The 22,830-nt window shown below is 67.3% G+C and carries 26 protein-coding genes and 1 pseudogene; 26 read left to right on the forward strand and 1 reads right to left on the reverse strand.

What is annotated here, in order from left to right; translation table 11 throughout:
* Positions 1-101: 101 nt before the first annotated feature.
* From CPY97_RS13780 to CPY97_RS02395, 15 genes and pseudogenes are all read left to right on the forward strand, one after another.
* The gene (locus CPY97_RS13780) at positions 102-545 is read left to right on the forward strand and encodes a type II secretion system protein (RefSeq protein WP_269457830.1); all 444 of its coding nucleotides are present in this window, start codon (positions 102-104) and stop codon (positions 543-545) included.
* 209 nt (positions 546-754) lie between these two features.
* Positions 755-1,126, forward strand: coding sequence for a hypothetical protein (locus CPY97_RS02335; RefSeq protein ID WP_096420495.1), 372 nt, complete (start codon positions 755-757; stop codon positions 1,124-1,126).
* On the forward strand, positions 1,126-1,731 hold the full coding sequence (locus CPY97_RS02340) for a hypothetical protein (RefSeq protein ID WP_096420497.1): 606 nt from the start codon (positions 1,126-1,128) through the stop codon (positions 1,729-1,731). Before CPY97_RS02335 ends, CPY97_RS02340 begins: the two co-directional genes overlap by 1 nt.
* Positions 1,722-3,413, forward strand: a complete 1,692-nt coding sequence (locus tag CPY97_RS02345; RefSeq protein WP_096420499.1) for a polymer-forming cytoskeletal protein — start codon at positions 1,722-1,724, stop codon at positions 3,411-3,413. Before CPY97_RS02340 ends, CPY97_RS02345 begins: the two co-directional genes overlap by 10 nt.
* Positions 3,406-3,678, forward strand: a pseudogene (locus CPY97_RS13830) (prepilin peptidase); the annotation flags it as partial. The gene CPY97_RS02345 and the pseudogene CPY97_RS13830, both read left to right, overlap by 8 nt.
* Positions 3,679-3,720: 42 nt before the next feature.
* Positions 3,721-4,260: an A24 family peptidase gene (locus tag CPY97_RS13835; RefSeq protein ID WP_331716235.1), complete on the forward strand. Its 540-nt coding sequence runs from the start codon at positions 3,721-3,723 to the stop codon at positions 4,258-4,260.
* Between the two features lie 12 nt (positions 4,261-4,272).
* Entirely contained in the window at positions 4,273-5,316 is a 1,044-nt protein-coding gene (pilM, locus tag CPY97_RS02355; protein WP_096420501.1) for a type IV pilus assembly protein PilM, read from the forward strand.
* A complete protein-coding gene (locus tag CPY97_RS02360) occupies positions 5,313-6,005 on the forward strand; it encodes a hypothetical protein (protein ID WP_096420503.1) in 693 nt (230 codons plus the stop codon). The genes pilM and CPY97_RS02360 overlap by 4 nt, the downstream gene beginning before the upstream one ends.
* A 1-nt stretch (position 6,006) precedes the next feature.
* A complete protein-coding gene (gene pilO, locus CPY97_RS02365) occupies positions 6,007-6,627 on the forward strand; it encodes a type 4a pilus biogenesis protein PilO (RefSeq protein WP_096420505.1) in 621 nt (206 codons plus the stop codon).
* Between the two features lie 60 nt (positions 6,628-6,687).
* A complete protein-coding gene (locus tag CPY97_RS02370; protein WP_096420507.1) occupies positions 6,688-7,626 on the forward strand; it encodes a hypothetical protein in 939 nt (312 codons plus the stop codon).
* 300 nt (positions 7,627-7,926) lie between these two features.
* On the forward strand, positions 7,927-8,298 hold the full coding sequence (gene rpsL / locus CPY97_RS02375; protein ID WP_096420510.1) for a 30S ribosomal protein S12: 372 nt from the start codon (positions 7,927-7,929) through the stop codon (positions 8,296-8,298).
* Complete coding sequence (gene rpsG / locus CPY97_RS02380) at positions 8,298-8,768, forward strand: 30S ribosomal protein S7 (protein ID WP_096420512.1); 471 nt, start codon at positions 8,298-8,300, stop codon at positions 8,766-8,768. Before rpsL ends, rpsG begins: the two co-directional genes overlap by 1 nt.
* 75 nt (positions 8,769-8,843) lie before the next feature.
* Entirely contained in the window at positions 8,844-10,958 is a 2,115-nt protein-coding gene (gene fusA, locus CPY97_RS02385; protein WP_096420514.1) for an elongation factor G, read from the forward strand.
* Positions 10,959-11,069: 111 nt separating this feature from the next.
* Positions 11,070-12,263, forward strand: a complete 1,194-nt coding sequence (gene tuf / locus CPY97_RS02390; RefSeq protein ID WP_096420516.1) for an elongation factor Tu — start codon at positions 11,070-11,072, stop codon at positions 12,261-12,263.
* A 102-nt stretch (positions 12,264-12,365) separates the two neighbouring features.
* Complete coding sequence (locus CPY97_RS02395) at positions 12,366-12,563, forward strand: hypothetical protein (RefSeq protein ID WP_096420518.1); 198 nt, start codon at positions 12,366-12,368, stop codon at positions 12,561-12,563.
* On the opposite strand, the gene CPY97_RS02400 is transcribed toward CPY97_RS02395, so the two are convergent.
* Entirely contained in the window at positions 12,535-13,302 is a 768-nt protein-coding gene (locus tag CPY97_RS02400; protein WP_096420520.1) for an IclR family transcriptional regulator, read from the reverse strand. The two genes, CPY97_RS02395 and CPY97_RS02400, sit on opposite strands and share 29 nt — an antisense overlap.
* 91 nt (positions 13,303-13,393) lie before the next feature.
* Here CPY97_RS02400 and hutH point away from each other — a divergent pair, with 91 nt between their 5' ends.
* From hutH to rplV, 11 genes are all read left to right on the forward strand, one after another.
* The gene (hutH, locus tag CPY97_RS02405) at positions 13,394-14,968 is read left to right on the forward strand and encodes a histidine ammonia-lyase (RefSeq protein ID WP_096420522.1); all 1,575 of its coding nucleotides are present in this window, start codon (positions 13,394-13,396) and stop codon (positions 14,966-14,968) included.
* Complete coding sequence (hutU, locus tag CPY97_RS02410) at positions 14,965-16,683, forward strand: urocanate hydratase (RefSeq protein WP_096420523.1); 1,719 nt, start codon at positions 14,965-14,967, stop codon at positions 16,681-16,683. The genes hutH and hutU overlap by 4 nt, the downstream gene beginning before the upstream one ends.
* Complete coding sequence (locus CPY97_RS13570) at positions 16,680-17,609, forward strand: arginase family protein (RefSeq protein WP_096420525.1); 930 nt, start codon at positions 16,680-16,682, stop codon at positions 17,607-17,609. The genes hutU and CPY97_RS13570 overlap by 4 nt, the downstream gene beginning before the upstream one ends.
* Positions 17,606-18,769, forward strand: a complete 1,164-nt coding sequence (hutI, locus tag CPY97_RS02420; protein ID WP_096420527.1) for an imidazolonepropionase — start codon at positions 17,606-17,608, stop codon at positions 18,767-18,769. The genes CPY97_RS13570 and hutI overlap by 4 nt, the downstream gene beginning before the upstream one ends.
* A gap of 545 nt (positions 18,770-19,314) precedes the next feature.
* A complete protein-coding gene (gene rpsJ, locus CPY97_RS02425) occupies positions 19,315-19,623 on the forward strand; it encodes a 30S ribosomal protein S10 (RefSeq protein WP_096420529.1) in 309 nt (102 codons plus the stop codon).
* A gap of 11 nt (positions 19,624-19,634) precedes the next feature.
* Positions 19,635-20,285: a 50S ribosomal protein L3 gene (rplC, locus tag CPY97_RS02430; RefSeq protein WP_096420531.1), complete on the forward strand. Its 651-nt coding sequence runs from the start codon at positions 19,635-19,637 to the stop codon at positions 20,283-20,285.
* Positions 20,286-20,290: 5 nt separating this feature from the next.
* A complete protein-coding gene (rplD, locus tag CPY97_RS02435; RefSeq protein WP_096420533.1) occupies positions 20,291-20,938 on the forward strand; it encodes a 50S ribosomal protein L4 in 648 nt (215 codons plus the stop codon).
* Between the two features lie 2 nt (positions 20,939-20,940).
* Entirely contained in the window at positions 20,941-21,246 is a 306-nt protein-coding gene (gene rplW / locus CPY97_RS02440) for a 50S ribosomal protein L23 (RefSeq protein WP_096423287.1), read from the forward strand.
* Positions 21,247-21,263: 17 nt separating this feature from the next.
* Positions 21,264-22,100 (forward strand): 50S ribosomal protein L2, encoded by an 837-nt coding sequence (rplB, locus tag CPY97_RS02445; protein ID WP_096420535.1) that lies wholly within the window; start codon positions 21,264-21,266, stop codon positions 22,098-22,100.
* Between the two features lie 15 nt (positions 22,101-22,115).
* A complete protein-coding gene (gene rpsS / locus CPY97_RS02450) occupies positions 22,116-22,397 on the forward strand; it encodes a 30S ribosomal protein S19 (protein ID WP_096420537.1) in 282 nt (93 codons plus the stop codon).
* 27 nt (positions 22,398-22,424) lie between these two features.
* The gene (gene rplV, locus CPY97_RS02455; protein WP_096420539.1) at positions 22,425-22,829 is read left to right on the forward strand and encodes a 50S ribosomal protein L22; all 405 of its coding nucleotides are present in this window, start codon (positions 22,425-22,427) and stop codon (positions 22,827-22,829) included.
* Position 22,830: the final 1 nt, after the last annotated feature.

Raw genomic sequence — 22,830 nt, forward strand, 5'->3', positions numbered from 1 at the left:
CGCTTCTTCAGTGGGTTGAGAGAGTTCCTGTAGGGGGCCTGTAATCACCATTGGGGGGCCACCTGTCCAATCAGAATCACGAACAGGAATGGAACACCATCATGCTTAAGCTTCACGACACCCTGGCTGCGGCCCGGGCTCGCCGCGAGGAGGAGGGTGAGAAGGGCTTCACGCTCATCGAGCTCCTCGTCGTCGTCATCATCATCGGCATCCTCGCCGCAATCGCCATCCCGATCTTCCTCGGCCAGCAGCAGTCGGCGCAGGACTCGGCAACGCAGTCGGATCTCCGCAACGCGAAGACGGCCATCATCGCCTACCAGGTCGACCATCCGGGCGAGGACGCAATCACGATTGCGATGTTGGAAGCGGGCAACTACGGCTTCACTAGTTCCGAGACCACTTCAGGTTGGGCTGGCTTCCCCGTCGACCCGACCTCGGAGTGGGAAATCTCTGCGAATAGCCCGAATAAGACGTTCTCGATTTCTGCGACCGGAGGAATCGTTGATGAAGGAGCGGTCGTAGCGCCAGCGCAGCCGGCCAACTAATCTCGATCGAGTCAATCGATGAGGTGGGGTGGAGTTGCTCATGCAGCTCCACCCCACAACCGTTGCTGCAATCGAAGCGACGAGTGGCAGGATCGGGTCAAAACACCGCGACCTCAGGACGGAGGCGTCTCATGGCTTCTAGGTCAATTGCGCCAACGCGGGAGCGCTCCACTACCGCTGCAGTTACCGGCGAGCAAGGGCTCAGTCTCGTGGAAATCGTCGTCGCCATGTTTCTCCTCGCCCTCGTCTCGATCGCGTTCCTCCCGCTCCTCATCAACTCACTGCAGCTCAGCATCCGCAACGCCACGATCTCGACGGCCACGCAGGTTCTCAACGGTCAGCTGGACGCTCTCGCCGCGACCGCCCCCACCTGCGCCGCCGTCACCGCCTACGGGTCCGCCGCGCTTCCCGCGACGACGGATCGACGCAACGTGACCTACCAGCCGGTTCGTTCGGTGCCCGCCTGCAACGCGTTGACGTTCCCGGCCACGATCTCCGTCGACCTTGAAGTTCGACTCACCGGCACCACCGTGAATGACGTGGGCATTACCACGACCGTCCTCCTCCAAGAGGCCGGCTGATGCGCGCCCGGCTCAACGGGAACGACGACGGCATCACCCTCGTCGAACTGCTCATCTACATTCTTCTCGCGACCATCGTCGGAACGATCGTCGCGAGCATCCTGATCAATTCACTCCGCGTGCAAGTGCAGATCCAAGACGCCTCCGCTGCGGCGCAAGGCTCGTTCCTCGCGGCGGAGGCCCTCGGGACCGCCGTCCGCGACTCGACGGCACTGTCCGAGTCGGTGCTGCCGGACGGGACCGTGATCCTGCGCACCCGCTCACTCGACCCCAGCGTCGAATCGACAACCACCTTTGGCCCCGAGAATTTCGTCTGCTACGCGTTCGCGTCAACAGGCGATGAGATCCGCTTCACCACGTCCGATACCGCCATCAGCGCCGCGGACGGATCCGCGGTTCAGGGATGGACCTTGATCGCGGACGGCGTGCAACGTACCGCGCCGACGAACCCCGTATTTGCCGTGCTTGACGGTGGAACAGCACTCCGATTGGCTCTTGTCACCGAACTCGGTGATGGGGGGCCGCAACAGCTCACCACAACAATCCGATCATTGCAGGCGAACGACCCGGTCACAGGAGAAAGGGTCTCGACCCCATGTTTCTGACACGACTCATCCAGAACGGTAAAGACGACCGCGGAAGCGGTCTCGTGGCCGTCATTGCCCTCACACTCGTCACCGCGATCATCGGCGTGACGGTGGGCGCGGTCACCGTCCACAGTCTGCAAACAACCAACGGTGTCGCCGGGTCGGTAGAGGCGCGATCGGCAGCATTGGCAGGCATCGCCGACGCTGAACTCCTGCTTCGTGATCGCGCCGCCGACGGTACCGACTCGTGCCCCGCCGGGGGTATCTTGACGCGCACCGGAACACCCGCGTACGAAGTCGAGATCTTCGCCGATGACCTCTCGGAAGGGTGGACATCGTCGCCATCCTGCCCTGCGGCCGAGTCGACTCGCGTCAAAATCGTATCCACGGGCTTCGCCGACCGAGCGACGCCGGGCGCCGGGGCGCGAGGCGGCGAAGTCGTCATCGAGGCGATCTACCAGTACGTGCCCGAATACACCGAACTCGAGGTCATCGACCCGGCCGTGTACGCGTACCAGATCGAGGGTGACCTGAAGAACTTCGAGCTCGGAATCGAGCCGAACACCGTCATCGCCTCTGACATCCAGATTCGCAATGGCAACTTCATCTGCACGAACGGAGCCAGTGTTGCCGGCTCGGTGGTTCTCGCGCAGGGCTACGCCGATCTCGTCAACTGCAGCATCAGCGGCAACCTCTATGTCTCGGATTACGTTCGAGCGAGCGGATCGGGCAGCACCATTTCCGGGAATCTGATCGCAGCCGGTTCCGTTCTGGACACGAGCTCGCGTGCCGCCACACTCAGCTCACGTGCCGTCGTGCAGGGCGACGTCTTCGTGGGCGGCTCCGTCAGCATGACCGCGTCTCCCGGTACCACCCGCGTCGGGGGCAACGTCACTGCTGCCCGCAACAGTTCGACAACCGTGTCGGTTGCCAACAGCACGCGTGTCGACGGAAACGTGCTGAGCACGGGCACGATCACGGGCGGCGCCTCCGTGATCGGTGGAACGCGGTCGCCGGGTGTTGCGGGATTGCAGTCGCCGCCGCCACCCCTGGTGCCGGACTGGGTTGACGTGCCCTTCAACTCGGATCTCGCCTGGATCCAGAATTCGACGTGGTGGGAGCGCGGCTTCCGCAACGTCGTGACGTGGAGTGGGAACTGCTCCCTCAGCGGGTCGGACCCGCGCTGGGGCGCTCTCGCGTCGTACACGCAGCGGACCATCATCGACGCGACGGGATGCACGAACGGCGTGGTGCACCAAAGCAACGTCAGCCCGACGGTCAACCTGCAGACTGACATCGTCTTCTTCTCTCGGTCGTTCACGTTCAACAAGCTGTATGCGCGAGCATCCAACAACGTCGACCCGCGTCGTATGTACTTCATCGTTCCGGACAACACGGCTGACAAAGTGCCGACGTGTTCCGGCGGAGCGGGCGACATCTATTACAACAACGAGGACGACATCAACGCGCCCCTCGCGATCTTCTTCTACACGCCCTGCAAGGTCACGTCCGACAGGAACAAGATGCGGGGCCAGATCTACGGCGGTTCGGTCGAATTCCGTCAGCAAGCGCAGTGGACCTTCGTGCCGTCGGCGCCGCCCGGAATCGACTTCTCGGTCGATGAGAACCAGGAAGAAGTGCTGAGCGGTTCGTACATGGGCGAGCGCCTCACGCTGCGCGAGCTGTCGAACGGTGGGTGAGTTCGGCCCCCTGGCCGTCACGGGGGCCGTCATCCTCGGGGCGGCCATCGGGTCGTTCTTGAACGTCGTCATTCACCGAGTGCCGGCGGGGCTCTCCGTGGTGCGACCTGCGAGCGCCTGTCCGACGTGTGAGACGCCCATTCGTGCACGCGACAACGTTCCCGTCGCGTCATGGCTTCTGCTCCGCGGACGGTGTCGAGCCTGTCGTGCACCGATATCTCGGCGCTACCCGCTGATCGAGGCGGGAACGGCTGTCGCCTTCGGGCTTGTCGCATGGTGGCTGCTATCACCACTGTGCCCAGTCGGGTTGCTTGCGATCGCTGGCTCGTTCGCCGGGGTGGCGATTGCCCTGCTGGTCTCGGCATACTTCTGGCTTGCCGCCGTCAGCATCGCGCTTACGGCGATCGACCTGGACACCCATCGGCTTCCCAATTCCATTGTGTTGCCCGGCTACGCCGTCGCCGCCATCGGACTCTATGTTCCCGCTCTGCTGATGGGGGATGTCGAGAGAGTCGCCACGTCGCTTGCCGGAGCCGGAATCCTTTTCGCGGTGTACTTCCTGCTCTGGTTCGTGAAGCCCGGCGGCATGGGTCTCGGAGACGTGAAGCTTGCAGGCGTCCTCGGTGCGTTCCTCGGCTTCTCGGGATGGGCCGAACTGGCCGTGGGTGGCTTTGGGGCATTCCTCCTCGGCGGCATAGTGAGCGTCGGCCTGCTCGTGACAAATCGAGCCACGCGAAAGTCGGGTATTCCTTTCGGCCCATGGATGATCGCGGGCTGTTGGCTGGGACTCGTCGTGGGAACTCCCATTGCGAGCGCGTACCTGTCAGTATTCGGAATAGGAACCTGAGGGGGCTTTCTTATGGGCAATCAATTTGTGGCGGTCGATATCGGCCAAACCGCAATCCGAGCGGTAGAGGCACGCGTCGCGCGCGGCAAAGCACCCGAGATTCGGGCTGTACACGAGGAGGCGCTCCCCGACGGCGCGGTTCGATCCGGCGAGGTTGTCGAGCCAACGACGGTCGCGTCAGCCCTGAAGAAGATGTGGTCTGCCGCAAAGTTCAAGTCGCGCGATGTCGTGCTCGGTATGGGTGATCAAAAGGTGGTCGCGCGTGATCTCGTCATGCCGAAGGCGAGTCGAAAAGAAGTCATCGGCCTCTTGCCATTGCGGGTTCAAGAGCTGATTCCCATGCCCGTCGCTGAGGCGGTGCTCGACTTCTACCCGATCGCGGAAACCGCGCCCACCGACGAGGGCCCTATGGTTCGTGGCCTCTTGATTGCCGCGTACAACGACGCCGTGACGAACAATGTGCAGGCGATCCGCCGTGCGGGGCTCAACACCCTCGCCGTTGACTTCGTCCCCTTCGCCCTGCACCGCTCCATCGGCAACAAGGGTCAAGGAGTGTGCGCGGTCGTTGACATCGGCGCGGCGACCACCAACGTGCTCGTGTCGCGTGATGGCATCCCTGACTTCGTGCGCATTATTCCGGCGGGCAGCGATGACGTGACCCGTGCGCTGGCGAATCAGCTGGAGATCCCCCGCGATCAGGCGGAAGAGCTGAAGATCGCGCAGGGCCTACACCCGGAGATCGTGCCACCGAACGATGCAAAGAGCGCCGGCATCATCGTCGAGGTCACGCGCGAACTGATGACCAGCATCATCAACACGCTTCGCTACTACTCGTCGACGCACGACGGCGTTCGGGTCGACAGCCTCGTGCTCACCGGAAACGGCGCGCGACTTCGCGGACTGCCGGCAACGTTGGCGCACTCCACGGGCATCTCGCTGGTCGCACCAGAGCCATTCGCTGACGTGAAGATGCCGAAATCACTGACCGGACTCGGCGTATCCGATGCCCTGCGGTTCAGTACCGCCTTTGGCCTCACGATGGGAGGTGCAGCATGAGCCGCAAAGCCGAAGACGTCATCGAGATCGGCGGCCTCGCTCGCGCCGATCTTCTACCGGCAAGCGTCCGAGAGGCCATCAAGCGTCGCCCGGTCGTTCGTCGGCTCGTCGCGCTCGTCCTGCTCGTCGCGGTCGTTGTCGCGGCGGCCGTCGCGGGGGCAACGTACCTCGCCCTGAACGCGCAAGCCTCCTTGCAGGCAGAGCAGGAACGCTCGGAATCGCTCTTGGTGCAACAACTCCAGTTCGTGGATGCACGTACCGTTGCGAACGCGGTCGACGAGACCACGGCCGCAAAAGCTGCGGCAACGGCAACAGAAGCCGACTGGAACGCGCTCCTCGCTGAGATTCGCGGGACTCTTCCCGAGGGGGTCCTGTTGACGTCGGTCTCTGGTCAGATTCGCGCAGCCGACACCGGAGAAGAGATCCCGCTTCGCCAGAATTCGGTCGGTAGCTTCACCATCAACGCGATCAGTGACACCGTGCCAAACGTTGAAGCGTGGATCGCGCAACTCGAGACGATTACGGGCTACGCGGGCATTGCGCCGCCCGTGTCGGTGACGGGCGGCGATGGCGCTGTCTACCAGGTGAGCATCGAGGTGCTACTCGACGAAGGCGCTTTCCTGCTTCGCTTCGCGCCGGAGGAACCGGCAGGCGGCGACGATACCGACACCACGGACGAGGAGGACTGACATGTCGATTTTGCGCTTGTGGGTCATCGGAGCAGTCTTGATGTCGCTGATCATCGTGTCGGCAGGGTGGTTCCTCGGAGTGGCACCGCGCCTGGCCGACGCGGCGCTCGCCCAAGAAGAACGACAGAACGTCGAAGTCATCAATGTGGGTTACGAGGCGACGCTGGCGGAGCTGCAGCGCCTGTCGGAGAACCTTCCCGAGCTGGAAAGCGAACTCGAAAGCCTCCGCGTCGAGATTCCGGACGAGCCGGAGCTTTCGACCCTCTTGGGTCAGCTGAACACCCTCGCCGAGGCGGCCGGTGTGTCCATTGTTGAGGTCACCGCGCGCACTCCCGTCCTGTTTCCGCCGGATCAGCTTGATGGAACAGGGGTCACTGACCTAGTTGCGCTCCCCGTCACGATTCGTGCCGCGGGGGAGGGACCCGCGATCGACGCGTTCATCCGGCAGGTGCAGTTCGGTCCGCGCCTGATCCTGGTCGAGCAGTTCGACCTCACCGATGACCCGGTTGCGGGCGCCGTCAGCCTCGAGGCACTGATCTTCGTCTTGCCTGCCGAGGGTGCGGCGCTTCCGACCGAACAGGTGGGGGAGCAGCCCCTCGAGGAAACCGAAACCGAAGAGTAGAGCCGTCCGTCGGCCTCCGGTTGCTAGGGTGAATCGCCCGATCAACCGGAGGTTCGACGCATGACTACCGACAACACCACTCCTCGCCCCGACGGCGACGACACGCCCGTCGAGCCGGTGGCCGCCGACTCCGTCGCGCCCACACCCGAGGCGCCCGCCGAGCCCGAGCTCGTTGAGCCCGCGCCCGCAGAGCCCGCGCCCGCAGTGCCCGAGACTGCCGCCGAGCCAGAGCCCGCGCCGGTCGCTGAACCCGCGCCGCAGCCCACGACGCAGTTGCCGACCGCCCCGCCGACCGCACACGGCCAGCAGCCCGAGCCCGCCGTAGACCCGGCGCCCGCGGCCGAGACAGCGCCCGCCGCCAACCCCGCCCCGGCAGCGGCCGACCCTGACCCCGCAACGGAGCCCGCCGCCGACACCACGGCCGCCCCGCAGGTCGTCTACGTCGACGCGCCGCAGCGGCCGAAGAAGCGCGGCACCCGCGGCGTCGGCCTCGCCGTCGTCCTGCTTTCGACGGGTGTTTTCGCGGTGCTCTACGCCCTCGCGACGATCGCCCTCGCGCTCGCGCTGCGCCCCGACGGGCTGAACGGATTCGCCAGCTACCTCGCCTCGGCCCCGTTCTTCGTGCCCGTACTCGTCTTCGCGGGCGCGCACCTTTTGCTCGTCCTCGTCGCCAACCGCGCCGGGTGGTGGATGCACGTGCTCGGCGGCTTCCTCGTCGCCGTTCTCGTCTGGGTCTCCTTCCTCGGCGCCGCGCTGATCGCCGCCGGAGCGATCGGCGCCACCGAGGCCCAGCAGCAGAGCGTGATCCTGCAGCAGCTCGTCAACCCGCTCGGCATCATCGCGGCCGTCCTGGCCCGCGAGATCCCGATTTGGGTGGGCGGCATCGTCGCCCGCCGCGGTCGCACGCAGACCGCCCGCAACGCCGAAGCGCTGGCCGCGTACGAGCGCGACCTGGCGGCGCACCGCGCGTCCGTGCAGCCGGCGGCGCCGGCGAGCTGAGCCGAGCATCCCGTCGTTTGACCGCGAGAGGCGCGCCGCGTATCCTTGACCGCGTGTGTGCTTTTGCGCGCGCCTGCGTCGTGCCGTGAATTCGGTCCACGAGGGCGAGGGCAGTCGCTCCCACACCGGGTCCCTCGGCTCCGCGTCCTGACGCGGTGATCCCAGAAACCCCCACGGCATACCCGCCGCTCAGAGCCGCACAGGTTCTGGCGGGTTTCGCGTGAGGCCGGGTTGTGACACCACAACACGGCGAAACCAAACCGCAACCGCTGTCACCGTGCAGCAGAACCAAGGAGCATTGTGCCCACTATTCAGCAGCTGGTTCGCAAGGGCCGGTCGCCGAAGGTCGTCAAGACCAAGGCGCCGGCGCTGAAGGCCAACCCTCAGCAGCGCGGCGTGTGCACCCGTGTGTACACGACCACCCCGAAGAAGCCGAACTCGGCCCTTCGCAAGGTCGCCCGTGTGAAGCTTTCGAACGGCACCGAGGTCACCGCCTACATTCCGGGCGAAGGCCACAACCTGCAGGAGCACTCGATGGTGCTCGTGCGTGGCGGTCGTGTGAAAGACCTCCCCGGCGTGCGCTACAAGATCGTGCGCGGCGCCCTCGACACCCAGGCTGTCAAGAACCGCAAGCAGGCGCGTAGCCGCTACGGCGCGAAGAAGGAGAAGTAATGCCTCGCAAGGGTCCCGCGCCTAAGCGCCCCGTCGTCGCAGACCCGGTCTACGGCGCCCCGATCGTCAGCCAGCTCGTCAACAAGATCCTCCTCGACGGCAAGAAGGGCCTCGCCGAGCGCATCGTCTACGGTGCCCTCGAAGGCGTCGCCGCGAAGAGCGGTCAGGATGCTGTCGTCGTCTTGAAGAAGGCCCTCGACAACGTGCGCCCCACCCTTGAGGTGCGGTCGCGTCGCGTCGGCGGTTCGACCTACCAGGTGCCCGTCGAGGTGAAGCCCCACCGCGCGAACACGCTCGCGCTGCGCTGGCTGACCTCGTACGCCAAGGCTCGTCGCGAGAAGACGATGACCGAGCGTCTGATGAACGAGATCCTCGACGCGTCGAACGGTCTCGGTGCCGCGGTCAAGCGCCGCGAAGACACCCACAAGATGGCCGAGAGCAATAAGGCCTTCGCGCACTACCGCTGGTAACACCTTTTCGGTCGGGCGGGCCGCCATCCGCGTGCCCGCTCGACCACCCGCCTCACAACCCTCCGGAGGAATCCCGTGGCACTTGACGTGCTCACCGACCTGAAGAAGGTCCGCAACATCGGCATCATGGCGCACATCGATGCCGGCAAGACCACCACGACCGAGCGCATCCTGTTCTACACGGGTGTGAACCACAAGATCGGTGAGACCCACGACGGTGCCTCGACGATGGACTGGATGGCGCAAGAGCAGGAACGCGGCATCACCATCACGTCAGCTGCCACCACCTGCTTCTGGAATGGCACCCAGATCAACATCATCGACACCCCCGGCCACGTCGACTTCACGGTCGAGGTCGAGCGTTCGCTGCGCGTGCTCGACGGCGCCGTCGCCGTCTTCGACGGCAAGGAGGGCGTCGAGCCCCAGTCGGAGACCGTCTGGCGTCAGGCCGACAAGTACGACGTGCCCCGCATCTGCTTCGTCAACAAGATGGACAAGCTGGGCGCCGACTTCTACTTCACCGTCGACACGATCGTGAAGCGCCTCGGCGCGAAGCCGCTCGTGATTCAGCTTCCTATCGGCTTCGAGAGCACCTTCGAGGGCGTTGTCGACCTGGTCGAGATGCGCGCCCTGACCTGGCGCGGCGACGCCAAGGGTGACGTCAAGATGGGCGCCGAGTACGCCGTCGAAGAGATCCCCGCCGACCTCAAGGAGAAGGCTGAGGAGTACCGTGCTCAGCTGCTCGAGGCCGTCGCCGAGGCGTCGGACGAGCTGCTCGAGAAGTACCTCGGTGGCGAAGAGCTGACGGTCGCCGAGATCAAGGCCGGTATCCGCAAGCTCACGATCAACAGCGAGGCCTACCCCGTGCTCTGCGGCTCGGCCTTCAAGAACCGTGGCGTGCAGCCGATGCTCGACGCGGTCGTTGACTACCTCCCCAGCCCGCTGGATGTTCCCCCGACCGTTGCGCACGACCCGCGCGACGAAGAGAAGGAGATCATTCGCAAGCCCGACGCGAAGGACCCGTTCGCGGCCCTCGCGTTCAAGGTGGCTGTGCACCCCTTCTTCGGTCGCCTCACGTACATCCGCGTGTACTCCGGCACCATTGAGTCGGGTTCGGCGATCGCCAACTCGACGAAGGGCAAGAAGGAGCGCATCGGAAAGATCTTCCAGATGCACGCCAACAAGGAGAACCCGGTCGAGTCGGTCACCGCTGGGCACATCTACGCCGTGATCGGTCTCAAGGACACCACCACCGGTGACACACTCTGCGACCTCACCGAGCAGGTTGTCCTCGAGTCGATGACGTTCCCCGAGCCGGTCATCGAGGTCGCCATCGAGCCGAAGACCAAGGCTGACCAAGAGAAGCTGGGCACCGCGATCCAGAAGCTCGCCGAAGAAGACCCGACGTTCCGCACCGAGCTCAACCAGGAGACCGGTCAGACCGTCATCAAGGGCATGGGCGAGCTGCACCTCGACATCCTCGTCGACCGCATGAAGCGCGAGTTCAACGTCGAGGCGAACGTCGGTAAGCCGCAGGTTGCCTACCGCGAGACGATTCGCAAGACGATCGAGAAGTTCGACTACACCCACAAGAAGCAGACGGGTGGGTCGGGTCAGTTCGCCAAGGTGCAGATCACGATCGAGCCGCTCGAGGTGACCCCCGAGACGAGCTACGAGTTCGTGAACGCCGTCACCGGTGGCCGCGTGCCGCGCGAGTACATCCCCTCGGTCGACGCCGGTATCCAGGACGCCATGCAGGTCGGCGTGCTCGCCGGCTTCCCCACCGTGGGTGTCAAGGCCACGCTCGTCGACGGCCAGTCGCACGACGTCGACTCGTCGGAAATGGCGTTCAAGATCGCCGGTTCGATGGCGTATAAGGAGGCTGCTCGCAAGGCCAGCCCCGTGCTGCTCGAGCCGCTCATGGCCGTCGAGGTTCGTACGCCCGAGGAGTACATGGGTGACGTGATCGGCGACCTGAACTCGCGCCGTGGCCAGATTCAGGCCATGGAGGACGCGACCGGCGTCAAGGTCGTTCGCGCCCTTGTGCCGCTGTCGGAGATGTTCGGGTACGTCGGTGACCTGCGGTCGAAGACCTCGGGCCGCGCCGTCTACTCGATGTCGTTCGACAGCTACGCGGAGGTCCCGAAGGCCGTTGCCGACGAGATCGTCCAGAAGACCAAGGGCGAGTAACCACTCGACCTGCGAGGGCTCCCGAGCCTGACTACAGTAAGAACACACCAACCAGCGCTTTGTCCGACAACCGGTCGGATGCGCGCGAACGAGTCCTGAGGAGGACCCACAGTGGCTAAGGCCAAGTTCGAGCGGACCAAGCCGCACGTCAACATCGGAACGATCGGTCACGTCGACCACGGCAAGACCACCCTGACCGCCGCCATCTCGAAGGTGCTTGCTGACAAGTACCCCTCGGCGACGAACGTCCAGCGTGACTTCGCGTCGATCGACTCGGCTCCCGAAGAGCGCCAGCGCGGTATCACGATCAACATCTCGCACGTCGAGTACGAGACGCCGAAGCGCCACTACGCGCACGTTGACGCCCCCGGTCACGCTGACTACATCAAGAACATGATCACCGGTGCCGCTCAGATGGACGGCGCGATCCTCGTGGTCGCGGCGACCGACGGCCCGATGGCGCAGACCCGTGAGCACGTTCTGCTCGCCAAGCAGGTCGGTGTTCCCTACCTGCTCGTCGCGCTGAACAAGTCCGACATGGTCGACGACGAGGAGATCCTCGAGCTCGTCGAGATCGAGGTCCGCGAGCTCCTGTCGAGCCAGGGCTTCGATGGCGACAACGCCCCGGTCGTTCAGGTCTCGGGCCTCAAGGCTCTCGAGGGCGACGAGAAGTGGGTCCAGTCGGTCCTCGACCTCATGGAGGCCGTCGACTCGTCGATCCCCGACCCGGTGCGTGACAAGGACAAGCCGTTCCTCATGCCCATCGAGGACGTCTTCACCATCACCGGTCGTGGCACGGTCGTGACGGGCCGCGCCGAGCGTGGAACCCTCGCCATCAACTCCGAGGTCGAGATCGTCGGCATCCGCCCGACGCAGAAGACCACGGTCACCGGTATCGAGATGTTCCACAAGCAGCTCGACGAGGCGTGGGCCGGCGAGAACTGTGGTCTGCTTCTCCGCGGCACCAAGCGCGAAGACGTCGAGCGCGGCCAGGTCGTCGTGAAGCCGGGTTCGGTTACCCCTCACACCAACTTCGAGGGCACCGCGTACATCCTCTCGAAGGACGAGGGTGGCCGTCACAACCCCTTCTACACGAACTACCGCCCGCAGTTCTACTTCCGCACCACCGACGTCACCGGCGTCATCTCGCTGCCCGAGGGTACCGAGATGGTCATGCCCGGCGACACCACCGACATGACGGTTGAGCTGATCCAGCCCATCGCCATGGAGGAGGGCCTCGGCTTCGCCATCCGTGAGGGTGGCCGCACCGTGGGCGCCGGTACGGTGACCAAGATCATCAAGTAGTACCTGCTTCGCACGAGACGGGGTCGAACCTTCGGGTTCGGCCCCGTTTCTTTTTACCCCGAAAACGGCACGGATGCTCGTGGCCGGGAGTACGCCCGCGCCATGAGCACGCGCCCCGCCGCTCGCAGCCTGCTGATTGTGGAAATCACCGTTGTGATCGCCGTGATCACGTTCATCCTGATTCAGGCGCCCCAGGCGAGCTATTTCGGCATGCTGGCCATCTACTCCGGATTCGGGATGCTCGTCGAATTCCTGATCCTGCGCGACCGCTCTACGCGCGTCCCGTCAGTCGCGCTGTGAGCTGAGCGGCCGCGGCGGTCACCGCTTCGGCGACGCGCTCACGCACATCGGAGGCCGCCGTGCCCGAGCGGAACGTCGCACCGATGGCTGCAGCGGGGTAGCCGCCCCGGTCGGTGGCGACCGCCGCGACCGACGCGTAGTCGGCGGTGATCTCGCCGTCTTCAGAGGCGACGCCGCGCTCGCGAGCCGCCGCAAGGATCGCGTCGAGGTCGGCGAGCGTTGCCGGGCCGATTCCCTGTCGGGTGATGAGCGCATCCCGGTGGGGGTAGAGGGCCCGCACCTGCGCGGCGGGCAGCGCGGCGAGCATGGCGCGGCCGGTCGCCGTGAGGTGGGCGGGAAGGCGCACGCCGACCCGCACCACGGTGGTGGGCGCCCGCGGGGCGCTCGCCTGGCCGACGTAGGACACGTCGGAGCCGTGCAGCACGGCGAGCTGCGCCGCGACGGGCAGGCCCGCCTCGGCGACCACCCGGTCGAGCAGCGGCATGGCGAGGCTGCCGAGGCGGCTCGCGCGCAGCACGGCCGAACCGATCTCGGCGACGTGGCCGCCGAGCCCGTACGCCCGCAGTTCGGGGTAGTGCACGACGTAGCCCTCGTCCATGAGCACCCTAAGCAGCTGATAGGTGCTCGAGCGGGGGAGGTCGAGGGCGCGGGAGATGAGCGAGGCCGGCACCGGGTCGCCGTGCGCGGCCAGGTGGCTGACGATGCGCAGGGCGGCGCGCGCCGCGGGCACCTCGGGCATCACGCCTCCCCGTCGTCAGAAGTCTGATATCTCAGACACATTATGGGTGACGCGCCGCCTGGGCACAGCGGAACCGCGGTTCACTCGAGGCATGCCGATCACGATCGGGGCCCGCCCCCTGACGACCGCCGAGGTCACCGCCGTCGCCCGCCACGGCGAGCCCGTCACACTCGACGCCGCGGCGCTCGCCCGCATGGCCGAGACGCGCGCAATCATCGAGGCGCTCGCCGACGACACCGTGCCGCATTACGGCATCTCGACCGGCTTCGGCGCTCTCGCGACCACCTCGATCCCGCCGGAGCGCCGCGTCGACTTGCAGCGCTCGCTCGTCCGCTCGCACGCGGCGTCGTCCGGCGCCGAGGTCGAGACCGAGGTCGTGCGCGCCACGATGCTGCTGCGCCTGCAGACCCTGGCGACCGGCCGCACCGGAGCGCGCCCCGACCTCGCCCAACAGTATGCGGCGCTGCTCAACGCCTCGATCACGCCGATCGTCGGCGAGTACGGCAGCCTCGGCTGCTCGGGCGACCTCGCGCCGCTCGCGCACATTGCGCTCGCCGCCATGGGGGAGGGCGACGTGCGCGACGCCGCCGGGGCGCGCATCCCGGCCGCCGAGGCGCTCGCCGCCGCCGGCCTCGCGCCCATCGTGTTGCGCGAGAAGGAGGGCCTCGCTCTCATCAACGGAACAGACGGCATGCTCGGGATGCTCGCCCTCGCCCTCGAGGACCTCTCGGCCCTCATCGACACGGCCGACCTCGCCGCCGCGATGAGCATCGAGGCGCTGCTCGGCACCGACGCCGTGCTCGCCGACGACCTGCAGGTGTTGCGCCCGCACCCCGGTCAGGCCCGGAGCGCGAGCGCGATGCGCGCCTTCCTGCGCGACTCGGGCGTCGTGGCGAGCCATAAGACCGACGACTGCACCCGCGTGCAGGACGCCTACTCGCTGCGGTGCGCGCCGCAGGTTCACGGGGCAGCGCGCGACACGCTGACCTTCGCGGCGACCATCGCTGAGCGCGAGCTCGCCAGCGCGATCGACAACCCCGTCGTCACGCTCGACGGGCGGGTTGAGTCGAACGGCAACTTCCACGGGGCGCCGGTCGCCTACGCCCTCGACTTCGTCGCGATCGCGGTCGCCGATCTCGCGAGCATGAGCGAGCGGCGCACTGACCGCTTCCTCGACGTCGCCCGCAACGCCGGGCTGCCGCCCTTTCTCGCCCACGACCCCGGCGTCGACTCGGGCCATATGATCGCCCAGTACACGCAGGCCGGCATCGTCAGCGAGCTGAAGAGGCTGGCCGCGCCCGCGAGCGTCGACTCGATCCCGTCGAGCGCGATGCAGGAAGACCACGTGTCGATGGGGTGGGCTGCCGGCCTCAAGCTGCAGCGCGCGGTCGACGGGCTCTCCCGCGTCGTCGCGATCGAGCTGCTCACGGCCGCCCGCGCGCTCGACCTGCGGGTCGCCGCGCTCGGGGTGAGTGCTGCGCCCGCGACCGCCGCCGTCGTTGACCGCCTGCGTGCCGTGGTGCCCGGCCCGGGCCCCGACCGCTACCTCGCCCCCGACATCGACGCGGCGCACGCGCTCGTCGTGGGCGGCGAACTGCTCGCGGCCGCGCGGGCAAGCCTCACCGTAACCACACCACCCGCCCTCACGACAGGAGCAGATCGATGACGATCGCGACCTCGCAGACATCGCCCCGTGCATCCGCCGCGGAGCCCCCAGCGCACGGCCCCCGCCCCGTCCGCGCCCACCGAGGAACCCAGCTCCACACCCTCGGCTGGCAGCAGGAGGGTGCGTTGCGCATGCTGCAGAACAACCTCGACCCCGAGGTTGCCGAGCACCCCGACGAACTCGTCGTGTACGGCGGCACGGGCAAGGCCGCCCGCGACTGGGCGAGCTACGACGCACTCGTGCGCACGCTGCACACGTTGAAGGGCGACGAGACGATGCTCGTGCAGTCCGGCCGCCCGGTCGGCGTCATGCAGACGCACGAGTGGGCGCCGCGCGTGCTGCTTGCCAACTCGAACCTCGTCGGCGACTGGGCCAACTGGGACGAGTTCCGCCGCCTCGAACAGCTTGGCCTCACCATGTACGGCCAGATGACCGCCGGTTCGTGGATCTACATCGGCACGCAGGGAATCCTGCAGGGCACCTTCGAGACCTTCGCCGCGGTGGCCGCGCAAAGGTTCGGAGGAACGCTGGCCGGAACCACCACCCTCACCGGCGGCCTCGGCGGCATGGGCGGCGCGCAGCCGCTCGCCGTCACCATGAACGGCGGCGTCGCGATCTGCGTCGACGTCGACCCGTCGCGCATCGCCCGCCGCCTCGAGCACCGTTACCTCGACGTCGAGGCCCGCTCGCTCGAGCACGCGCTCGAACTGGCGACAGAGGCACGGGATGCTCGGCGCGCGCTCTCGATCGGACTGCTCGGCAATGCCGCGGACATTTTCCCCCGGCTCCTCGCCATGAGCGCCCCGATCGACATCGTGACCGACCAGACGAGCGCCCACGATCCGCTCGCGTACCTGCCGCTCGAGCACACGATGGATGACTGGCACGCCGCGCGTGAGCGCGACCCGATCGGGTTCGCCGCCGCGGCGCGGCAGTCGATGGCGCGGCAGGTGGAGGCGATGGTCGGCTTCCAGAAGGCCGGGGCGGAGGTGTTCGACTACGGCAACAACATCCGCACGGAGGCTCTGGCTGCGGGTTTCGCCGACGCGTTCGCGTTCCCCGGGTTCGTGCCCGCGTACATCCGCCCGCTGTTCGCGCAGGGGAAGGGCCCGTTCCGCTGGGCGGCGCTGAGCGGTGACCCGAAAGACATCGCGGCGACCGACCGCGCGGTGCTCGAGCTGTTCCCCGACAACGAGAACCTGCAGCGCTGGATTCCGATGGCCCAGCAGCGCGTGCACTACCAGGGGCTGCCCGCCCGCATCTGCTGGCTCGGCTACGGCGAGCGCGACATCGCCGGTGAGCGGTTCAACGACATGGTCGCCTCGGGTGAGCTGAGTGCACCGGTGGCGATCGGTCGCGACCACCTCGATTCGGGTTCGGTCGCGAGCCCCTACCGGGAGACCGAGGCGATGAAGGACGGCAGCGACGCGATCGCCGACTGGCCGCTGCTGAACGCCCTCGTCAACACGGCCTCCGGCGCGACCTGGGTGTCGATTCACCACGGCGGGGGAGTCGGCATCGGCCGCTCCATCCATGCCGGTCAGGTCGTCGTGGCCGACGGAACGGCGCTCGCCGGCCAGAAGGTGCAGCGGGTGCTGACCAACGACCCGGGCATGGGCGTGATCCGACACATCGATGCCGGCTACGACGAAGGCGAAGGTGTCGTCGCCGAGCACGGGGTGCGCATCCCGATGCGCGAGGGCGGCGCGCAGTGACCGGCCCGGCGCTCGCTCACGACGAGCACTGGCCCCGCGCCGGCGACTGGCCGGCGTGGCGGCCGGGCGAGCGCGCCGACGCGATCCTCGTCGGCCTGCCCACGTGGCGCACCTCGCTGTCGCCGACGCGCGCGTACGAGACACCGGCGGCGATCCGCGACGCGCTGCTCCGCTACAGCGCGGATGCTTTGCTCACGCCAGCGGGCATCCCGCTCGTCGTGCGCGACGCCGGCGACATCGCCGAGCCCGACGGCGACGGTGAGGCGGCGGCCGTGGCTCGCGTCGCGGAGGTGGCCGAGTCGTGCGACCTCGTGATCGTGCTCGGCGGAGACAACGCCGCGACCGTCCCCGCCGCCCTCGGCGTCTGGGGCGAGAGAATCGGATGCGCGGGGCTCGTCACCCTCGACGCCCACCACGACCTCCGCGACGGCACCACCAACGGCAGCCCGGTGCGCCGCCTGCTCGACGCGGGGCTCGACGGCTCGCGCGTGGCGCAGCTCGGCATCGAGCCCCTCGCCAACTCGCGCTTCTACGCCGAGCGTGCGGCGCAGCACCGCATCGCGGTGGTGACCCGCGACGAGCTCGCCCACTCGCAGATCGCCGCCGAAATGGCTGCCGCGCTCGACCGCGCCGGCTCCGCCGGCGGCCCCGTGCACGTCGACCTCGACCTGGATGTCTGCGATCGTGCGGTCGCGCCGGGATGCCCCGCGAGCATCCCTGGGGGAATCAGCGCGTACGAGCTCCGCCGCGCCGCCCACGTGGCCGGCCGCCATCCGGCGGTGCGCAGCATCGACCTGACCGAACTCGACGCGAGCGCCGACGCGCCGGACGGGCGCACGGTCCGGCTCGCGGCACTGTGCGTGCTGGAGGCGCTCGCCGGGCTTGCCGCCCGGCCGGCGCCCCGCGTCGACGAGGTGCCCGCGTGAGCGTGCTCGTCGACCGCATCGGCCAGCTCGTCACCCTCGACCCGGCCGACCCCGGCCGGCCCGTCCGCCGCGACGCCGCGCTCGTGATCGACGACGGGCAGGTGGCGTGGGTCGGCGACGCCGCAGACGCGCCCGCCGCTGATGAGCGGCTCGACGCCGACGGCCGGGCGGTGATCCCCGGCTTCGTCGACAGTCACAATCACCTCGTGTTCGCCGGCGACCGCGCCGACGAGTGGGAGGCGCGCATGACCGGCGCGCCGTACACCGCCGGCGGCATTCGACGCACGGTCGAGGCGACGCGCGCCGCCAGCGACGACGAACTGCGCGCGACGCTCGGCCGCCACGTCGCCGAGGCCCACCGCCAGGGCATCACGACGCTCGAGGTTAAAAGCGGCTACGGCCTCACCGTCGCCGACGAGGCCCGCGCCGTGCGGCTCGCCCGCGAGGTGGCCGACGAGGTCACGTTCCTCGGTGCCCACGTCGTGCCCGCCGACCATGCCGACGACCGCCAGGGCTACGTCGACCTCGTCTGCGGCGCCATGCTCGCCGCCTGCGCGCCGCACGCCCGATGGGTCGACGTGTTCATCGACTCCGGAGCCTTCACCGTCGACGAGGCCCGCCGCATCCTCACCGCAGGGCGCGAGGCAGGGCTCGGCCTCCGCGTCCACGCCGGCCAGCTCGCCGCCGACGGCGGAGTCGCCCTCGCCGTCGACCTCGGCGCCGCCAGCGTCGACCACGCCACCCACCTGACCGACGCCGACGTCGACGCGCTCGCCCGATCATCCACAGTCGCGACGCTGCTGCCGCTCGTCGAATTCTCGACGCGGCAGCCGTATCCGGATGCTCGCCGCCTCATCGACGCGGGAGTCACCGTCGCGATCGCCACCGACACCAACCCGGGGTCGAACTATTCGAGCTCGATGACCACCGCCATCGCCCTGGCGATCAGAGACATGGGGATGACCCCCCTCGAGGCGGTGACCGCCGCCACGCGCGGGGGAGCGGCGGCCCTGCGCCGCGACGACATCGGGCACCTCGGGGTGGGGGCGCGGGGTGACCTCGTGGTGCTCGATGCGCCCGACCATCGGTGGATCGGGTACCGGGTGGGGGTGCCGCTCGTGGCCGAGACGGTTGTCGGCGGAGTGAGGGTGGCGTCCTGAGCTCGGGCGATGTCGCTTGTAACTCTTATGGCCGGGTTGCCACAACTGAGGCCGACCGGCGGCCGGGACGGCCGCCGGGGCGTGTCGCGGAAACGCCCAGAAATGGGCGTTTCTCTGACGCGACACGCCCGGGTTGCAGCACCTCCCGGCGTGTGGCAGACTTTCCTAGTTCAATACGCCGCGCCTCGTCGTGCGGCTCACTGCCAGGCAGTGCATAGGACGAGCGAACCGCAGGTGCGGAACGCCGGGAACCTAGGCCGCGGGTAGCAGAACACAGCGTAAACCGACCCCCTCAGATTCGCAGGTGAATTCCTGCGCGCTGAGGAGTGCGCGCGAGTGGCCACAACAGCCCATCGCGTACGGGCCGGTGACATGCGGAGATCGCGCACGTTGGTATCCGCCGCTCACAAGAGATTCACTCTTGCGCGCGGGGCGAAGGCAGCCGGTTGACGTTTGACAGAAAAACAGTGGTGCGACAGCGATAGCGCTCCGCGCTGGGTATGGCCTAAGGGCTGCGCCCAATCCAACAAGGAAGAGAGTTGAGCATGGCGGGACAGAAGATCCGCATTCGACTGAAGTCGTATGACCACGCTGGTCTCGACGCGTCGGCGCGCAAGATCGTCGACACGGTTACCCGTGCCGGAGCGACCGTCGTGGGCCCCGTGCCCCTCCCCACGGAGAAGAACGTGGTGGCCGTTATCCGTTCGCCCCACAAGTACAAGGACAGCCGCGAGCACTTCGAGAAGCGCACGCACAAGCGGCTCATCGACATCATTGACCCGACGCCGAAGGCCGTCGACTCGCTCATGCGTCTCGACCTGCCCGCCGACGTCAACATCGAGATCAAGCTCTAAGGAACCCGGACATGTCTGCTACTAAGACGACCAAGGGTCTGCTGGGCACGAAGCTCGGCATGACGCAGGTGTGGGACGAGAACAACACGCTCGTTCCCGTCACCGTTGTCTCGATCGCCCCGAACGTGGTGACGCAGGTGCGCACCGCCGAGGTCGACGGTTACGAGGCCGTGCAGATCGCCTACGGCGCGATCGACCCCCGCAAGGTCACCAAGCCGCTCAGCGGCCACTTCGAGAAGGCCGGCACCACGCCGCGCCGTCACCTCACCGAGATCCGCACCGCGGACGCCGCTGAGTACACCCCCGGCCAGGAGCTGACCGTCGACGTGTTCGAGGCCGGCCAGAAAGTCGACGTTGTCGGCACCAGCAAGGGCAAGGGCTTCGCCGGCGTCATGAAGCGCCACAACTTCAAGGGTGTCTCCGCTTCGCACGGTGCCCACCGTAACCACCGCAAGCCCGGTTCGATCGGCGCCTCGGCGACGCCGAGCCGCGTTTTCAAGGGGATGCGCATGGCCGGTCGCATGGGCGGCGAGCGCGTGTCGGTGCTCAACCTCACCGTCCACTCGGTTGACGCCGAGAAGGGCCTGCTGCTCATCAAGGGTGCCGTTCCCGGCGCCCGCGGTCGTCTCGTGTTCGTCCGCAACGCCGTGAAGGGGGCGTAACCGCCATGGCTACCTCACTCGACATCGTCGACGCCGCCGGCAAGAAGACCGGCTCGGTCGACCTGCCCGCGAACGTGTTCGACGTTCAGACCAACGTGCCGCTACTGCACCAGGTGGTCGTCGCCCAGCTCGCCGCCGCGCGTCAGGGCACCCACTCGACCAAGACCCGTGGTGAAGTTTCGGGCTCGGGTCGCAAGCCGTTCAAGCAGAAGGGCACCGGCCGTAGCCGTCAGGGTTCGGTCCGCGCTCCGGAGCACACCGGTGGTGGCACCGTGCACGGCCCGAAGCCGCGCGACTACTCGCAGCGCACCCCGAAGAAGATGATCGCCGCGGCTCTGCTCGGCGCTCTCTCGGACCGCGCTCGCGGCGACCGCCTGCACATCGTCGAGTCGTTCGGATCGGACGCCCCCTCGACGAAGGCTGCCGCATCGGTCATCGCCTCGCTCACCGCGGGCCGCAAGGTCCTCGTCGTGATCGAGCGCGACGACGAGCTGGCGCTGAAGAGCGTCCGCAACCTAAAGGACCTGCACGTCATCACGCCCGACCAGCTGAACGCCTATGACGTTCTGGTCAGCGACGACATCGTCTTCACGAAGTCGGCGTACGAGGCGTTCGTCGCCAGCAAGACCAAGAAGGAAGAGGTCGAGCGTTGAGCATCCACACCACCGCCCAGAACAAGGACCCGCGCGACGTCATCATCGCGCCGGTCGTGAGCGAGAAGAGCTACGCGCTCATCGACGACGGCAAGTACACCTTCCTCGTTGACCCGCGTGCGAACAAGACGGAGATCAAGTTCGCGATCGAGAAGATCTTTGGCGTCAAGGTCGCCTCGGTGAACACGCTCAACCGCTCGGGCAAGACCCGCCGCACCCGCTTCGGCACCGGCAAGCGCAAGGACACCAAGCGCGCCATCGTGACCCTGAAGTCGGGCTCCATCGACATCTTCACGGCCGTCGGCTAGACGAAGGACGACAGACAATGGCTATTCGCAAGTACAAGCCGACGACCCCCGGTCGTCGTGGTTCGTCGGTCGCTGATTTCGCCGAGATCACGCGCTCGACCCCCGAGAAGTCGCTTCTCCGGCCGCTGCCGAAGACCGGTGGCCGCAACAACACCGGTCGCATCACGACCCGTCACATCGGTGGTGGCCACAAGCGCCAGTACCGCGTCATCGACTTCCGTCGTAACGACAAGGACGGCGTCAACGCCAAGGTTGCGCACATCGAGTACGACCCGAACCGCACGGCGCGCATCGCGCTGCTGCACTTCGTGGACGGCACGAAGCGCTACATCCTGGCGCCGAACAAGCTGAAGCAGGGCGACATCGTCGAGTCGGGTCCCGGCGCCGACATCAAGCCCGGCAACAACCTGCCGCTGCGCAACATCCCCGTCGGTACCGTCGTGCACGCCATCGAGCTGCGCCCCGGTGGCGGCGCGAAGATGGCCCGCTCGGCCGGAGCCGCCGTTCGCCTCGTCGCGAAGGACGGCCCGTACGCCCAGCTGCGTCTGCCCTCGGGCGAGATCCGCAACGTCGACGCGCGCTGCCGCGCGACCGTCGGCGAGGTGGGCAACGCCGAGCAGTCGAACATCAACTGGGGTAAGGCCGGCCGTAAGCGCTGGAAGGGCGTCCGCCCGACCGTGCGTGGTGTGGCCATGAACCCGGTCGACCACCCGCACGGTGGTGGTGAGGGTAAGACCAGTGGTGGTCGTCACCCGGTCAGCCCCTGGGGTCAGGCGGAGGGTCGTACCCGTCGCCCGAACAAGCCCAGCGACAAGCTCATCGTCCGTCGCCGCACCGTCGGTAAGAAGCGCTAGTAGGAGTCGAGAAGAATGCCTCGCAGTCTCAAGAAGGGCCCGTTCGTCGACGACCACCTGCTTCGCAAGGTGGTCACGCAGAACGAGACCAACAGCAAGAACGTCATCAAGACCTGGTCGCGCCGTTCGATGATCGTCCCCGCCATGCTCGGGCACACCATCGCCGTGCACGACGGCCGCAAGCACATCCCCGTGTTCGTGACCGAGACCATGGTCGGGCACAAGCTCGGCGAGTTCGCGCCCACCCGCACCTTCCGTGGACACGAGAAGGACGACAAGAAGGGTCGCCGCCGCTAACCGCGGAGGCGAAGAAGGAGGAGAGAAATGGTGGAGTCGATCGCCCGCGTGCGACACATCCGCGTTACCCCCCAGAAGGCCCGTCGCGTCGTCAACCTGATCCGCGGCAAGCAGGCCCTCGAGGCCCTGGCCATCCTGAAGTTCGCGCCCCAGGGTGCGAGCGAGCCCGTCTACAAGCTCGTCGCGTCGGCCATCGCCAACGCCCGGGTGAAGGCGGATGCCGAGAACACCTTCCTCGACGAGCAAGACCTGTACGTGTCGCGCGCATTCGTCGACGAGGGAACGACCCTGAAGCGGTTCCAGCCGCGCGCCCAGGGCCGAGCGTTCCGCATCAACAAGCGCACCAGCCACATCACGGTCGTCCTGTCGACCCCTGACGTGCTGGCTGCGGCTGAGGGCTCGAGCACCGGCAAGAAGAAGGCGAGCAAGTAGA

Source organism: Microcella alkaliphila (assembly GCF_002355395.1).
In the GTDB taxonomy this organism is placed as follows: Bacteria; Actinomycetota; Actinomycetes; order Actinomycetales; family Microbacteriaceae; genus Microcella; species Microcella alkaliphila_A.

Coding starts and splice junctions, on each gene's coding strand:
- CPY97_RS02345 (WP_096420499.1), top strand. CDS start 1,722: ATGTTTCTGACACGACTCATCCAGAACGGTAAAGACGACCGCGGAAGC.
- hutU (WP_096420523.1), top strand. CDS start 14,965: ATGACGATCGCGACCTCGCAGACATCGCCCCGTGCATCCGCCGCGGAG.
- CPY97_RS02360 (WP_096420503.1), top strand. CDS start 5,313: ATGAGCCGCAAAGCCGAAGACGTCATCGAGATCGGCGGCCTCGCTCGC.
- rplV (WP_096420539.1), top strand. CDS start 22,425: ATGGTGGAGTCGATCGCCCGCGTGCGACACATCCGCGTTACCCCCCAG.
- rplB (WP_096420535.1), top strand. CDS start 21,264: ATGGCTATTCGCAAGTACAAGCCGACGACCCCCGGTCGTCGTGGTTCG.
- pilO (WP_096420505.1), top strand. CDS start 6,007: ATGTCGATTTTGCGCTTGTGGGTCATCGGAGCAGTCTTGATGTCGCTG.
- CPY97_RS02395 (WP_096420518.1), top strand. CDS start 12,366: ATGAGCACGCGCCCCGCCGCTCGCAGCCTGCTGATTGTGGAAATCACC.
- hutH (WP_096420522.1), top strand. CDS start 13,394: ATGCCGATCACGATCGGGGCCCGCCCCCTGACGACCGCCGAGGTCACC.
- CPY97_RS02340 (WP_096420497.1), top strand. CDS start 1,126: ATGCGCGCCCGGCTCAACGGGAACGACGACGGCATCACCCTCGTCGAA.
- pilM (WP_096420501.1), top strand. CDS start 4,273: ATGGGCAATCAATTTGTGGCGGTCGATATCGGCCAAACCGCAATCCGA.
- CPY97_RS02370 (WP_096420507.1), top strand. CDS start 6,688: ATGACTACCGACAACACCACTCCTCGCCCCGACGGCGACGACACGCCC.
- rplD (WP_096420533.1), top strand. CDS start 20,291: ATGGCTACCTCACTCGACATCGTCGACGCCGCCGGCAAGAAGACCGGC.
- rpsS (WP_096420537.1), top strand. CDS start 22,116: ATGCCTCGCAGTCTCAAGAAGGGCCCGTTCGTCGACGACCACCTGCTT.
- CPY97_RS02400 (WP_096420520.1), bottom strand. CDS start 13,302: ATGCCCGAGGTGCCCGCGGCGCGCGCCGCCCTGCGCATCGTCAGCCAC.
- rpsG (WP_096420512.1), top strand. CDS start 8,298: ATGCCTCGCAAGGGTCCCGCGCCTAAGCGCCCCGTCGTCGCAGACCCG.
- rplC (WP_096420531.1), top strand. CDS start 19,635: ATGTCTGCTACTAAGACGACCAAGGGTCTGCTGGGCACGAAGCTCGGC.
- rpsJ (WP_096420529.1), top strand. CDS start 19,315: ATGGCGGGACAGAAGATCCGCATTCGACTGAAGTCGTATGACCACGCT.
- CPY97_RS13780 (WP_269457830.1), top strand. CDS start 102: ATGCTTAAGCTTCACGACACCCTGGCTGCGGCCCGGGCTCGCCGCGAG.